Source organism: Sanguibacter sp. Z41_6 (assembly GCF_059621145.1).
On record NZ_JCAQIF010000001.1, the window covers coordinates 44,311 to 58,335 of the forward strand.

12 protein-coding genes are annotated in these 14,025 nt (G+C 73.7%); 4 read left to right on the forward strand and 8 right to left on the reverse strand.

Annotated elements, in window-relative coordinates:
- Genes tilS through dacB form a run of 3 tightly spaced genes read right to left on the reverse strand, consistent with a single transcriptional unit; the run spans nt 1 to nt 3,541 of the window.
- Nucleotides 1–1,029: a tRNA lysidine(34) synthetase TilS gene (gene tilS / locus AC54T1_RS00215; RefSeq protein WP_496910597.1), complete on the reverse strand. Its 1,029-nt coding sequence runs from the start codon at nt 1,027–1,029 to the stop codon at nt 1–3.
- Nucleotides 1,026–2,138 carry a zinc-dependent metalloprotease gene (locus tag AC54T1_RS00220; RefSeq protein WP_496910598.1) on the reverse strand — a complete coding sequence of 371 codons (1,113 nt, stop codon included), beginning with the start codon at nt 2,136–2,138 and terminating at the stop codon, nt 1,026–1,028. The genes tilS and AC54T1_RS00220 overlap by 4 nt, the downstream gene beginning before the upstream one ends.
- A gap of 2 nt (nt 2,139–2,140) precedes the next feature.
- Nucleotides 2,141–3,541 carry a D-alanyl-D-alanine carboxypeptidase/D-alanyl-D-alanine endopeptidase gene (gene dacB, locus AC54T1_RS00225; protein WP_496910599.1) on the reverse strand — a complete coding sequence of 467 codons (1,401 nt, stop codon included), beginning with the start codon at nt 3,539–3,541 and terminating at the stop codon, nt 2,141–2,143.
- Nucleotides 3,542–3,763: 222 nt separating this feature from the next.
- On the opposite strand from dacB, the gene AC54T1_RS00230 reads away from it, so the two are divergent.
- On the forward strand, nt 3,764–4,261 hold the full coding sequence (locus tag AC54T1_RS00230) for an inorganic diphosphatase (RefSeq protein WP_484343321.1): 498 nt from the start codon (nt 3,764–3,766) through the stop codon (nt 4,259–4,261).
- A 95-nt stretch (nt 4,262–4,356) separates the two neighbouring features.
- On the opposite strand, the gene AC54T1_RS00235 is transcribed toward AC54T1_RS00230, so the two are convergent.
- Nucleotides 4,357–5,910 carry a C40 family peptidase gene (locus AC54T1_RS00235; RefSeq protein WP_496910600.1) on the reverse strand — a complete coding sequence of 518 codons (1,554 nt, stop codon included), beginning with the start codon at nt 5,908–5,910 and terminating at the stop codon, nt 4,357–4,359.
- Nucleotides 5,911–6,356: 446 nt separating this feature from the next.
- On the opposite strand from AC54T1_RS00235, the gene AC54T1_RS00240 reads away from it, so the two are divergent.
- Nucleotides 6,357–7,697 carry a bifunctional o-acetylhomoserine/o-acetylserine sulfhydrylase gene (locus AC54T1_RS00240; RefSeq protein WP_484343323.1) on the forward strand — a complete coding sequence of 447 codons (1,341 nt, stop codon included), beginning with the start codon at nt 6,357–6,359 and terminating at the stop codon, nt 7,695–7,697.
- 109 nt (nt 7,698–7,806) lie between these two features.
- Nucleotides 7,807–9,030, forward strand: a complete 1,224-nt coding sequence (gene metX, locus AC54T1_RS00245) for a homoserine O-acetyltransferase MetX (protein WP_496910601.1) — start codon at nt 7,807–7,809, stop codon at nt 9,028–9,030.
- A 15-nt stretch (nt 9,031–9,045) separates the two neighbouring features.
- Here metX and AC54T1_RS00250 read toward each other — a convergent pair whose 3' ends face one another.
- The 4 genes from AC54T1_RS00250 to AC54T1_RS00265 form a co-directional block, all read right to left on the reverse strand.
- Nucleotides 9,046–9,831, reverse strand: a complete 786-nt coding sequence (locus AC54T1_RS00250; RefSeq protein WP_484343325.1) for an ABC transporter ATP-binding protein — start codon at nt 9,829–9,831, stop codon at nt 9,046–9,048.
- A gap of 86 nt (nt 9,832–9,917) precedes the next feature.
- The gene (locus AC54T1_RS00255; protein WP_496910602.1) at nt 9,918–11,009 is read right to left on the reverse strand and encodes a FecCD family ABC transporter permease; all 1,092 of its coding nucleotides are present in this window, start codon (nt 11,007–11,009) and stop codon (nt 9,918–9,920) included.
- The gene (locus tag AC54T1_RS00260) at nt 11,006–12,043 is read right to left on the reverse strand and encodes a FecCD family ABC transporter permease (protein ID WP_484343327.1); all 1,038 of its coding nucleotides are present in this window, start codon (nt 12,041–12,043) and stop codon (nt 11,006–11,008) included. Before AC54T1_RS00260 ends, AC54T1_RS00255 begins: the two co-directional genes overlap by 4 nt.
- Nucleotides 12,043–13,098 (reverse strand): iron-siderophore ABC transporter substrate-binding protein, encoded by a 1,056-nt coding sequence (locus AC54T1_RS00265; RefSeq protein ID WP_496910603.1) that lies wholly within the window; start codon nt 13,096–13,098, stop codon nt 12,043–12,045. Before AC54T1_RS00265 ends, AC54T1_RS00260 begins: the two co-directional genes overlap by 1 nt.
- Nucleotides 13,099–13,273: 175 nt before the next feature.
- Between AC54T1_RS00265 and AC54T1_RS00270 the strand changes: the two genes are divergently transcribed.
- Nucleotides 13,274–14,005, forward strand: a complete 732-nt coding sequence (locus AC54T1_RS00270) for a maleylpyruvate isomerase N-terminal domain-containing protein (protein ID WP_496910604.1) — start codon at nt 13,274–13,276, stop codon at nt 14,003–14,005.
- The last annotated feature ends 20 nt before the right edge of the window (nt 14,006–14,025 follow it).

Genomic DNA, 14,025 nt, shown 5'->3' on the forward strand with positions numbered 1-14,025 from the left:
TCAGGGGTGCGGGCGTGTCAGGACTAGCCTGCCACAGTCCCGGAGTGCCTCGACCGCCCCCGGGAGGTGGATCGGCCCCTGTCCGCGCCACTGCGTGAGGAGGCGGTCGACCTCGAGGACGTGGGCACGCGTGAGTGTCCCGGCCGGGCTCCCGGCCCGGATCACGGCGGCGCGCAGCGCCCGTCGCCGGACGGCTGGGGGTGCCGCGACGAGGACGTCGACCATGAGGCACCCGGGGGCGTCCGCGCCCGCAACCGCCCGCTCGACGAGCTCGTCGGCGAGCGAGGACAGCGCGTCGTCGTCCTCGCGCACCTGCTCGGCGGTGCGTGCGAGGGCGCGTGCGATCCCCGGTCCCAGGACGGCGTCCAGCACGGGTAGCACCTGCGACCGCACCTGCGACCGCAGCGGCGCTCCCGGGACCGCACCGTCGTTCGTCGGGTCCTGCCACGGCACGACGCCGACGTCCGCGCAGACCGCCTCGGTGTCGGCGCGGCGCAGCCCGAGGAACGGGCGTCTGACGAGGCCCGCCCGGGAGCGCATCCCGGCGAGGGACCGTCCGCCCGAGCCGCGCGCGAGGCCGAGCAGGACGGACTCGGCCTGGTCGTCGAGGGTGTGCCCCACGAGCACGGCGTGCGCCCCCAGCTCGACCGCGACCTCGTGCAGTGCTGCGTAACGCGCCGTGCGCGCCACCGACTCCGGCCCGCCCGCGCCCGGCACGGCCCGGGCATCGACCCGTCGCACGACGACGGGCGCGAGGTCGAGGCCACGGCACTGCTCGGCCGCGCGCTGCGCGACGTCTGCACTCGCGTCGTGGAGTCCGTGGTCGACGACGACGGCGCCGGCGCGCAGACCCGCACGCGGCGCGACGAACCCCGCTGCGGCGGCGAGGGCGAGCGAGTCCGCTCCGCCGGAGCAGGCGACGAGCACGAGCGGGGCGGGCTCGGCGGGGTCAGCCGGGGCGATGAGGTCGGCGAGGCACAGCCGGACCGCACGGCGGGCGTCGGCGACGGCGCGCGGCGGTCCGGTCATCCGTGGACCCGGCGGACCCAGGCCACGGGGTCGGCGATCTCGGCCGGGCGCGGCAACGCGTGCGGCCCCGCCCACACGGCGTTGAAGCCGTCGGGACCGACGGCGCCGAGCACCCCGCGTACGAATCCTGCGCCGTCGCGGTACTGCGCGATCTTCGCGTCGATGCCGAGCAGCCGACGCAGCACCCCGTCGGCGCCGGCGGACGAGGTGCGCCGCGCGTCGAACCGCCGGCGGATCGTGCGCACGGAGCGGACGGTGCGCGGCCCGACAGCATCCATCGTCACGTCCGCGTGCCCCTCGAGCAGCGCCATGACCGCGGTGACCTCCGCGACGACGACGCGCTGCTCCGCGGTGAGCAGCCCGTCGAGCAGCGAGCCGCCGGGGCGGCCGCGCACCGCCGCGTAGACCGCGTGGAGGACCGCTGCGAGCCGCGGACCGACCTCGCGCGCACCGGAGGTGGTTGCGAGGCCCGTGACGAGCGACGTCGTGAGGTCCTGCAGGTGGGCCGCGAGCCACGGGGCGGCGGCGAACTGCAGGGCGTGCGTCTGCTCGTGCAGGCACACCCACAACCGGAAGTCCTCCGGGTCGACACGCAGCAGCCGCTCGGTCTGCAGGACGTTCGGGGCGACGAGGAGCAGGCGGCCCGGCGCCGGGGAGGACACCGCGTCGATGCGGCCGACCGTGCGGTCGTCGGCGGGCCCGGCCTCGGCGGCCGCAGCCGGGTACGGGTCGAACTGCCCGAGGATCCGCGAGGACAGGAACGCGAGCATCGCGCCCACCTCCGCGGTCGTCGCCACGTCGGCGACGAGCGGCAGCGCCCGCTCACCGACGAGCGCACCGGCCGTCATCGACTCCATCGCCCGGGCGCCGGCTCGTGCCCAGCCCGGCCTGTCGACGACGTGCACCCGCGACAGGTCCGCCGCCCGGGCGGGCCGGCCGCCGGCGGGCACCATGCGGGTGATCGCCGCGACAGGATCCACGGCGCGGTAGGCGGCGTGGCGGAGGGAGCCGACGAGGTCCGCGAGCTCGTCGCGGCCCGCCACCGGGCCGGGCCGTACGAGGCGCCCGGCGACGCCCGCGGCATCGGTCCAGTCGATGAGCGGGGGCACGGTCAGCGGCAGCCGCAGGCCGCGAGCCCTGCGACGAAGCCGTCGATGGCCTGGCGCGGTGCCCACTGGCCGCCCGGCGGTGTCTGGTCGGCCATGATCGTGAAGACGAGCAGCCGGCCCTCTGCGGTGACGACGGTCCCGCTGAGCGACGTGACGTTGGGCAGGCTTCCCGTCTTCGCGCGGACGACCCCCCGGGCCTGGGTCGAGAGGAACCGGTCGGCGACCGTCCCCTCGAGCCCCGCGACGGGGAGCCCGGTCGCCGCGGAGCGCAGCTCCGGGTGCGCGGGGTCGGTGACGAGCCTGAGCACGTCGGTGAACAGGCGCGCCGGCGCGATGCTGCCGTCCCCGAGCCCGCTGCAGTCGGCGAGCACCGTCCCGGTCGTGTCCAGGCCGAGCCGGTCGAGGCCGAGCAGCACCGCTCGGGTCGCTCCCTCGAACGTGGCCGGGAGCCCCTCCTCGATCGCGACGACCCGCCCGACGACCTCGGTGATCGTGTTGTCCGACGTCTCGAGGAGGTACTCGACGATCTCTCCCAGCGGTGCCGACGTCACCGTGCCCAGGACGGGCGCGTCACCGTCCGCGGTCCCGCGGACGGGCGACCCGTCGACGGTGATGCCCTGCGCCGCGAGGGCGACCGCGAACGCGTCGGCCGCCGCCATCGCCGGGTCGGCGTGCCGGGGCGCGTAGAAGCCCTCGGACTGGCGTCCGGTGTCGACCGCGATCGCGGCGACGGGGGCCGCGAAGCCCAGGGCCGGCTGGTCCGTCTGCCACGGGCCGGTCTGGCTGCCCGTGAAGAGCGTGTCGTCGAGCACGAGGGACACCGTGGTGCGGCCGGTGAGCTGGAGCTCCTTGGCGACCTGGGCAGCGAGGTCCTGGAGGCCCGCACGTCCGTTCACGGCCTCGGGGTCGCCCGCACCAGCAGCGAGCATCATGTCGCCGCCACCGACGAGCGCGATCCGTCCGGGCGACAGCTCGGTGACGGTCGTGGTGAGCACGTGGTCGTAGCCGGGGCCGCTCAGCGCGGCGACCGCCGTGAAGGTCTTCTGGATCGACGCGGGGACACGTGAGGCGTCTGCACCGACGGCGGCCAGCACGTCGCCAGTCAGGGCGTCCGCGACGTGGACGCCGACAGAGGCACCCATCCGGGGGTCGACGGCGAACGCATCGGCGAGCGGCTGGACCGCAGCAGCCGCCGGCACGGGGGCCGCGGGGTCGAGCGTCGCGAGGACGTCCGCCGGGGGCGGACCCTCCACCGCGGCCAGCACCTCCGGGAACGGCTCGGGCGGCGACGGCTCGGGTCCGATCGTGAGGATCCCCGGCACGAAGTCGTGCGCATCGGCCCACGCGTACCCGCCCGCGACGACAAGGACGGCAGCAACCGTCCCGCCGACGACCCGCGCCATCAGACCCACGTCACACCTGTCCCCACGCTCTTGCCTGCACCGGCCCACGCTGCAGCGGGGCCTTCGTCAGGGTAGGTCACACCACCCACGAGAGCGAGCACCGCCCACCTTCGCTGCGCGTTGTCGTCTACTCTGGCCCTGGTCACACCGACCTATCGACGCACGACGCCTCCTGGCCGCGGGACCCGCCTCCGCCAGGACCGCGACAACGGAGGATGAGCTGTGGAGTTCGACGTCACGATCGAGATCCCCAAGGGCCAGCGCAACAAGTACGAGGTGGACCACGCGACGGGCCGGATCCGGCTCGACCGCATGCTCTTCACCTCGACCCGCTACCCCGACGACTACGGGTTCATCGAGGGCACCCTGGGCGAGGACGGCGACCCGCTCGACGCGCTCGTGCTCCTCGAGGAGCCCACGTTCCCCGGGTGCCTCATCCGGTGCCGCGCCCTGGGCATGTTCCGCATGCGTGACGAGGCAGGCGGTGACGACAAGGTGCTCTGCGTGCCGACGGGCGACCAGCGTGCCGCATGGCGTCAGGACATCGACGACGTCTCCGACTTCCACCGCCTCGAGGTGCAGCACTTCTTCGAGGTGTACAAGGACCTCGAGCCCGGCAAGTCCGTCGAAGGTGCTCACTGGACCGGCAAGGCCGAGGCCGAGGCAGAGATCGAGCGGTCGTTCCAGCGCGCCAAGGAAGCTGGCTACTACAACCACTGATCCACCGCGCGGGGAACGACACCGGCCACGGCGAGACCTCCTGGAGAGGTTCGCCGTGGCCGGTGTCGTTCGGCGGCTTCAGCGCCGACGCACGGTCAGGGGCGGGCGCCGTACGGCATGAGCCGCTTGTCCCACCGCATGGGCGTCAGCCGCGACGGGACACCGGGGCGCGACGCCTCGAGGATCTGGTTGTTGCCGGCGTAGAGCGCGACGTGCGTGATGCTCGACGCGGCGTTGGGGTTGTCGCCCCAGAAGACGAGGTCACCCGGGCGGAGGCTGTCCAGGCTCACCTTGGCCCCTCCGGTGTACTGGTCGCGTGACGTCCGGTTGATGTTCAGGCCAGCGGCCGCCCAGGCACCCTTGGTGAAGCCGGAGCAGTCGTAGGAGCTCGGCCCGTTGCCGCCCCACACGTAGGGGAGCCCGAGCTTCGTCTTCGCCCAGGCCACCGCGGCCTCTCCCTGCGCGGCGGTGCTGCGCGCCGAGCCCGCGGGAGGCGCCGGGGTCGGTTGCGGAGCGGGTGCCGGCGCAGGAGCGGGTGCCGGCGCGGGAGCAGGAGCCGGCGCAGGAGCAGGAGCAGGAGCAGGAGCCGGTGCGGGCGTCGACGGCGCCGGCTGGGCAGGCGCGGGGGTCGACGGCACGGGCTGGGCGGGCGCCGTGGGAGCCGGAGCCGCAGGTGCGGCAGGCTGTGGGGCGGCCGTGACAGGCGGCGCTCCGGCGGAAGGAGCGGCGGGCGCAGCGGGCGCGGCAGCCGGGACGGCGGACCGGGCGACGCGGTCGCGCGCAGCGGCCTCCTCGCGCGCGAGACGCTCGGCAGCGAGCCCGTCCTGGCGTTCCTGCTCGACGGCGACGCTCGTGCTGCGCGCCTCGGCGAGCTGCGAGAGGAGCTCGTCGTACTCCACGGCGGCGTCGGCGATAGCGGTGTCCGCGGCGGCCTGCGCCTCCTGCGTGGCGACGAGCGCGTCGTCAGCTGCTTGCTTCTGGGCCGCCTGCTCGGCCACGGCGGCGTCCGCCCGACCCTGCAGGGTCGTGGCCACGACGCTGTCTGCCTGGAACTGCTGGCCGGCACGGTCTGCCTTCGACCCGACGAGCTCCATGGCGTCGGACGAGCTGACGGCATCGTCGATGCCGTCCGCGGACAGGTACATGCTCAGCTGCTCGATGCCGCCGCCGCTGCGGGACTGGTCCCGGGCGAGGCCGACGAGCAGGACGCGAGACTCTTCCGCGCGGACGTTGGCCTCGTCGCTGAGGGCCTGTGCCTGCGCTGCCGCGGTGGTCGCCGTCTCGTAGTCGACGAGCGCCTGGTTGTACGCCTCTCCGGCGGCGGCGGTCGCATTGACGGCGGCCTCCTGGACGCCGGAGAGCTCGGCGATGCGGACATCCATCGCCGCGACGCTGGACGCCGCGGCGACGACCTGCTGGCGCGCTGCGGCGACGTCGTCCTCGGACGGCGTGGGGTCCGCCGCCGCCGGTGCGGCTGCGCCTGCGGCGAGGAGGATGGTGACAGCCAGCAGGCTCGTCGACCGACGCAGCGCGTCGCGCGCAGGACGGGCCGGGGCGGCTGGACGGCCCGCGTCGTTCCTCGCGGAGGAGGCGGAGCCTTCTGGGCGCTCGGCGCGCAGGGCTCGGTGAAGCAGCGCGCGGAACGCCATGGGGATCCTCTCGACACGTGTGCACAACCTCCCCGAGAGTACCCACGGGCCCTCCGGGTGGGAACAGGCTGAGGGCGTTTGCCGCCCGGTTCACCCGCTCGTCACCACGACCCCGAGGTGGCTGGCGTGACGTGCACAATCGGGACTATTCCGGCTCCGTCCCGCATGGCGGACTGATTACGGGGGTTCGCATCTCGTCAGATGAGATTTCCGGGCGTTTGTCTCTCCAACGGTGCACCCCGGTGCTTAGGGTGTCCGGCATGACGACGCGAATGTGTTGCTGACCGCCCCACCGCACGACCGACCACGCAGCCCCAGCACGCAGACCCGCACGTCATCCGTCCCACGCGACCCCCGCCGTCCCGCGCGGACCGCAGCGCCCGCCGCACGGACGGACCCCCGGACGTGACACGCGTGCGCCTCCCCCCGCGAACCAGGAGCATCCGATGAGCACCTCCGACTGGTCCTTCGAGACCCGCCAGATCCACGCCGGCCAGACCCCCGACCCCACGACGGGCGCGCGCGCCCTGCCGATCTACCAGACGACCTCGTTCGTGTTCCCCGACGCCGGTGTCGCGGCCGACAGGTTCGCGCTCAAGGACCTCGGCCCCATCTACACCCGCATCGGCAACCCGACGCAGGAGGTCGTCGAGAACCGGATCGCCAGCCTCGAGGGTGGTGTCGGCGCCCTGCTCCTCGCCTCGGGTCAGGCCGCGACGACGTTCGCGATCCTCAACATCGCCGAGGCCGGTGACCACGTCGTCGCCAGCCCCAGCCTCTACGGCGGCACGTACAACCTCCTGCAGTACTCCCTCGCGAAGCTCGGTGTCACCACGACGTTCGTCACCGACCCGCACGACCCGCAGGCGTGGCGCGACGCGGTCCAGCCCAACACCAAGCTCTTCTTCGGTGAGACGATCCCCAACCCGCAGGCCGACGTCCTCGACATCGAGGCCGTCGCTGCGGTCGCGCACGAGGTGGGCGTCCCGCTCGTCGTCGACAACACCGTGGCGACCCCTTACCTCATCCGCCCCATCGAGTTCGGCGCCGACATCGTCGTCCACTCCGCGACGAAGTACCTCGGGGGCCACGGCTCGGCCATCGGCGGCGTGATCGTCGACTCCGGGAACTTCGACTTCGCCGCCGACCCCGAGCGGTTCGCCAACTTCAACACCCCGGACCCGAGCTACAACGGGCTCGTGTACGCACGCGACCTCGGCGTGGACGGGATCCTCGGCGCCAACCTCGCCTACATCCTCAAGGCACGGGTCCAGCTGCTGCGCGACCTCGGGTCGGCGATCTCCCCGTTCAACGCCTTCCTCATCGCCCAGGGCATCGAGACCTTGTCGCTGCGGGTCGAGCGGCACGTCGCGAACGCCCAGCAGGTCGCTGCGTGGCTCGAGGCACGCGAGGACGTGGCCCGCGTCCACTACGCCGGCCTGCCGTCCAGCCCCTGGCACGCCAACGCTCTCAAGTACGCGCCCCGTGGCGCGGGTGCGATCGTCGCCTTCGAGCTCGCCGGGGCCGACGCCGCGGCCGGCCAGGCGTTCGTCTCCGCGCTCGAGCTGCACTCCAACGTGGCCAACATCGGCGACGTGCGCTCGCTCGTCATCCATCCCGCGTCGACGACCCACAGCCAGCTCACGGTCGAGGACCAGCTGAAGTCCGGCATCACGCCCGGCCTCGTGCGGCTGAGCGTGGGCATCGAGAACGTCGCCGACATCATCGCCGACCTCGAGGCCGGGTTCGTCGCAGCTGCCGCCGTGACGGCCGTCCAGGGCGTGTGACCTGATGGTCCCCGACTCCGCGCGCGGCGCACAGGCACCCGCCGTCCGTCCCGGCCCGGCCGTGGACTCCCCCGCGCGCGGAGCCGGGCCGTCCGTAGAGTGGTCAGTGATGATGGACGACCAGCACCCGACGACATGGGCCCGCTCCGGCGGGCCGTCCCGGGCGCAGTCACGCCGTCGTGACCCACGATCCTTCCCCGTCACCGGCGCGTGGCGCGAGGGCGACCCCGTGGGCCGACGTCGGTTCGTCGAGATCGGTGCGCTCGAGCTCGAGGCGGGCGGCGTCCTGCCGGGGGTGCGGCTCGCCTACGAGACCTGGGGGACGCTCAACGACGCCGGGGACAACGCGGTGCTTGTCCTGCACGCGCTCACGGGCGACAGCCACGTGACGGGCGAGGCCGGCGAGGGCCACGCCACCGCCGGCTGGTGGGCGGACATGGTGGGTCCCGGTGCGCCGATCGACACCGACCGCTTCTTCGTCGTGGCGCCCAACGTCGTCGGTGGCTGCCAGGGCAGCACCGGCCCGTCGAGCATCGCGCCCGACGGCACCCCCTGGGGCAGCCACTTCCCGATCCTCACGGTCCGCGACCAGGTCGCCGCCGAGATCGAGCTCACCCGAGCCCTCGGCATCGAGCGGTGGGAGTTCGTCGTCGGCGCGTCGATGGGTGGGCTCCGCGCTCTCGAGTGGGCGCTGCTCGGGCCGGAGTCCGGCATCGACGTCGTGTCCGTCGGGGTCATCGCCGCCGGCGCCCAGACGTCCGGCGACCAGATCGCGTGGGCGCACCCCCAGCTCAGCGCCATCCATGCCGACCCCGGCTTCCGCGGTGGTGACTACTACGACGCGCCCGCGGGCGAGGGACCGCACGCGGGGCTGGGCATCGCCCGGCAGATCGCCCACACGACGTACCGCAGCGCAGCGGAGCTCGACGCCCGGTTCGGACGGATCCCCCAGGGCGGGGAGGACCCGATGCGTGGCGGGCGGTTCGCCGTGCAGTCGTACCTCGACCACCACGCGAGCAAGCTCGCGCAGCGGTTCGACGCGAACAGCTACGTCGTCCTCACCGAGTCGATGCTCACGCACGACCTCGGTCGGGACCGCGGTGGGGTGCAGACGGCGCTGCAGTCGATCACGGCGCGCACGCTCGTCGTCGCCGTGGACAGCGACCGGCTGTTCCTCCCGGCGGACTCCGAGCGCATCGCGACCCACGTCCCCGGCTCGGGCACCGCGCACATCCTGCACTCCGACTTCGGGCACGACGGGTTCCTCATCGAGTTCGAGCAGCTCGGCCCGATCGTCACGGACTTCCTCTCCGGTGCACGCCGGCGGGGCTGAGCCCACCCCCGTACGTCAGCCGGCAGCAGTCCGTCGGCGCGCGAGCGGGACGACGAGCGGTGTGCCGGACTCCGGGTCGTCGATGACGCGGCACCGGAGCCCGAAGATCTCTTCCACACCCTCCGCCGTCATGACCTCCCGCGGCGTACCGGTCGCGATGATCGCCCCGTCCCGCATCGCGATCATGTGCGTCGCGTAGCGTGCCGCGAAGTTGAGGTCGTGGAGCACGGCGACGAGCGTGCGCCCCTCGGCGTGCATCTGCGCGCACAGCTCGAGCACGTCGACCTGGTGCGCGATGTCGAGGAACGTCGTCGGCTCGTCGAGGAGCAGCAGGTCCGTGTCCTGGGCGAGGACCATCGCGATCCACACCCGCTGGCGCTGTCCGCCCGAGAGCTCGGCGACCCTCCGCTCCGCGAGGTCGGTGGTGCCGGTCGCCTCCATCGCGGCACCGACTGCCGCCGCGTCGCTGGCCGACCACTGCCGCAGCAGGGTCTGGTACGCGTAGCGCCCCCGACCGACGAGGTCCCGCACGGTGATGGCTTCGGGCGCCAGCGGCGTCTGGGGCAGCAGTGCGAGGCGTCGCGCGATCTCCTTGTTCTTCATCCCGGCGATGGGCACGCCGCCGAGCTCGACGCTGCCGCTGCGCGGGGTGAGCGTCCGACCGAGCGCCCGGAGCAGCGTCGACTTGCCGCACCCGTTGGGCCCGACGATGACGGAGAACGACCCGGCCGGGATCTCCACGTCGAGGCCGTCGACGACGACCCGGTGGTCGTAGGCGAGCCGGAGACCGTGACCGCTCACGGGAGGCACGGGAGGCACGGCGGGCACGGACGACGACGCGGTCGGCGCGGACGACGTCGCGGGCGGGGTACTCCGGTCTGCGAGGGTCACAGCGTCCCACGCCTCCATTCCTGGGTGAGCAGCACGACGAGGTACACACCGCCGATGCCGGCGGTGAGGATGCCGACGGGCAGGGCGGGGACCCACGGCTGGTAGAGGGCGACGACGTCTGCCCCGATCATGAGCAGCGCTCCTGCCGCGCCGGCCGCGACGATGCCGGGGCCCGAGGAGCCGGTCACCCGGCGCGCGACCTGTGGTGCGACGAGGGCGACGAAGGCGACGGGTCCGCACACGACCACTGCGGCCGCGGCGAGCACCACACCGATGCCGACGGCGGCGAGGCGCACCCGTGGTGCGCTCACGCCCAGCGCGAGGGCGGCGTCGTCGCCCATCTCGATGACGTGCAGGCCACGGCTGACCACCAGGGCGAGTCCGCCGAAGACCACGAGCGCGACGGCGACGATGACGACGTGGTCCCAGCTCTGGGCGCTGAGCGACCCGTTGAGCCAGGCGGCCATGTCCTGCGCCTGCTCACGTCGGGTGCGTGTCACCGCGAGCTGCACCACGGCCAACGACATCGCCCCCACCCCGATGCCGAGGACCACCATGCGGTGGGGGGCGTGGAACCCGCGACCCGCACCGAGCAGGACGAGCCCGACGGCAGCGGCTCCGCCGAGCAGCGCCCCGACGGGTGCGGGCACGATCCCGGGCAGCATGAGCGTGGCGACCGCGGCGCCGGCGGCGGCGCCGGCGTTGAGCCCGATGATGTCCGGGCTGCCCAACGGGTTGCGGGTGACGCTCTGGAAGATCGCCCCGGAGATCCCGAGGGCCGCGCCGGCGCAGAGCGCGACGAGCCCGCGCGGCAGCCTGTTCGAGAAGACGGACCAGTGCTGCATCTTGGTGCCGCCACCCGTGAGGACGTCCATGAGCTCGTTGAGCGGGATGCCGATCTTCCCCAGGAGCAACGACAGGACGAGGACAGCGACGCTGACCACGAGCGCGCCGGTGACGACGGCGACCGCGCGGGGTCGCCACGGCAGGACGATGGTCGTGCCCATCGCGCGCAGACGCAGGTGCCGGGCCGGGGAGGCGGCCGGCGTGGCTGCCCGGGGCTCGAGCTCCTGGGCGGCGGTGCTCACAGCCCGCTTCCTGAGCGACGGACCGCGAGGTAGAGGAAGGGCGCGCCGACGAACGCGGTGACGACACCGACCATGAGCTCTCCCGGACGCGCGACGACACGGCCGAGGACGTCGGACCCGAGGAGCAGCACGGGGCCGAGGGCGACGCTGTACGCGACGAGCCACCGGTAGTCGGACCCGGTGATCGTCCGGGCGATGTGCGGCACGGCGAGGCCGACGAAGGCGATGGGGCCGACCGCGGCGGTGCAGGCCCCGGCGAGCGTCGTCGCGACGAGCGCACCGAGCAGCCGGGTGCGCGCGGCGCTGCCACCCAGGGCGCGCGCCGTCTCGTCGCCGAGGGCGAGGGTGTTGAGCGACCGGCCGAGGAGGAGGCCTGCGACGACCCCGGCGGCGACGATCGGCAGCAGCAGGTCGACCGTCTCCGGCGGTCGCCCGGCGAGGGACCCCACGACCCAGAACCGGTAGGACTCGAAGACCTCCGGGTTGGTGAGGGTGATGGCCTGGATGACGGCGGAGAGCACGGCCGTGACCGCCGCTCCGGCGAGGACGAGCCGGACGGGCGTCGCTCCCCCGCGGCCGGACGCCACGGCGTACACGACGACGGCCGCGACGAAGGCACCGGGGATCGCCAGCAGGACGCTGCGCTGGCCGAGCGAGCCGAGGGCGAGGGTGCCGAGCACCACCGCGAGCGACGCCCCGGAGTTCACGCCGAGCAGGCCGGGGTCGGCGAGCGGGTTGCGCATGATGCCCTGGAGCAGAGCGCCGGCGACCGCGAGGGCGGCGCCGACGAGCAGACCGAGGATCGTCCGCGGTATCCGGGAGTCGACGACGGTCGACGCGAACGTGTCGTCCGGGGCGGTGAGCCCCGTCCAGACCGTGCCGAGGGGCAGCTGGTTGGTGCCGACGGCCAGGCTGAGACCGACGACGAGCACCGCGAGCGCGAGGGCGAGCACCAGACCGGCACCCAGACCCCAACGCCGAGCAGGGCCGGACGTCGCCGTCCGGCCCTGCTCGGGTGCGAGGAGTGCGGTCATCAGCCGACCTGTGCCACTGCCTCAGCGATCATCGGGACGTAGCGGTCGATGGCCCACGGGAGGCTCAGCGGCGTGCTGATCGTCACGGCCATGCCGAGCTGCGCGTCGATCATCGGGACGTAGGCCCCGTCGGCGAAGGCCGGGATCGCGGCGTAGAGGGGCTGCGCCTCGGTCGCCTGCTGCTCGTCCTCGCTGTTGAACCAGGTGAACAGGACGTCGACGTCGGAGAGCTTGTCGGCGTTCTCGAGGCCGAAGTTCACGAGGAACTCGCCCTCCGGAGGGGTGAGGTCGGCGACGGAGGGAGCGAGGTCGAACCCGAGGCCGACGAGCGTGTCGACGCGGGGGTCGCCCGGCACGTAGACGCCGAGCGTCCCGGGCTCCTGCGCGGCGACGTAGGCGACGGTCGTTCCGGCGAACTCGGGGTGCTCCGCCGCGGCGTCGGCGAGGGTCGCCTCGACGCCGTCGATGAGCGGCTGCGCCTCGTCGGGCTTGCCGAGCGCCGTGGCGACGATCTCGATCTGCTCCTCGAGGGGCGTGATCCACGGGCCTTCGGGGTACGCGACGACGTTCGTGAACTCGGACAGCTGGTCGTAGACGTCCTGGTCGAGGCCGGACTGGGGAGCGAGGACGAGGTCGGGCTCGAGCGCGACGACGGCGTCGACGTCGAGCTCGGGGTACATCGTGATGGTCTCGGGCAGGTCGGCGCCCTCGGCCTCGACGGCCTCCCGGAACCAGGGCTGGTAGCCCTCGGCGTCGCCGGACCACTCGTCGATCTCGGTGCCGACCGGGACGACGCCGAGGGACAGCGCGATGTCCGCTGCACCCCAGCCGAGGGTGACGACGCGCTCGGGCGCCTCCTCGATCGTCGTGTCACCGAGGGCACCCTCGATCGTCACGGGGTACGCGTCGCCGGTCGAGGCGGTGGGCGCGGTGGTCTCGTCGGAGTCGGCGTCGCCGTCCGAGGAGCTGCACGCGGCGAGCGTCAGCAGGAGTGCGGCGGCGGTGGCGCCGGCGAGCGCACGGCGCGGGGCAGCTGATCGAGCGAAGGGGTTCACGGTGGCCTTCCGAGGCGTCGAGGTCCGGATCGGTGCATGAGCGGACCTGCAGTGTCTGACGTAGTAAGGCTAGCCTTCGCTGCCTCGCATGAACAGACGCCCCGGGCGTGGCAGGTGTGACGTACGCGACTCGCGACGGTCGACGCGCCCGGTGGTATACGGCACGATGGTGCGCATGACAGCCGAGCTCGCCCAGGTCTCCGCCGCCCTCACCGCCCAGTGGGGCCGCCTGCACTCGTGGCTCGAGCCGCTGGGCGACGACCTGCTCGGCACCCGGGACCACCCCAGCAGCTGCGCGGGCTGGACCAACGGGGAGCTCGTCGCGCACCTCGCCCGGGCGATGTCGGCCCTCGCCGCGTGCACGCCCGCCCCGACCGGCACGGCCCCGTTCACCCTCGCGGAGTACCTCGGGACGTACCCCGAGCGCGCGCAGGACATCGCGGAGTCGACGCGCGCGCTCGCCGTCGAGCTCGCGGACTCCCCCCTGGACGAGGTCACCGCGACCGCGACCGCCGCACTCGCCCGCCTCGCCGACCTCGGCCGCGACAGCACGCTCGTCGTCCAGGCCCGGCGCGCACCGATCTCCCTGCGGGACATGGCCGTGTCCCGGCTCATCGAGCTCGTCGTGCACGCCCGCGACCTCGCGGACTCCCTCGCCCCGGTCACCGCCACGACGGGCGCGTACGACCCGGTCGACCGGGCCGCCCAGGCGATCGTCGCCGACGAGCTCCTGCGGATCGTCGTCATGCGGGGTGGTGGCGACCTCGAGGTGCGCGACGCGCCGCTGTGGATCCGGCTCGCGACGGGGCGCACCCCGTACGACGTCGACGACCTCGCCCGCGCGTTGACGACCACGTACACCGCCGGCGGCGTCCCCGACCTCGGCCGGATGCTTCCCCTGCTGTAGGCCCCGGCCGGGCGTACGTT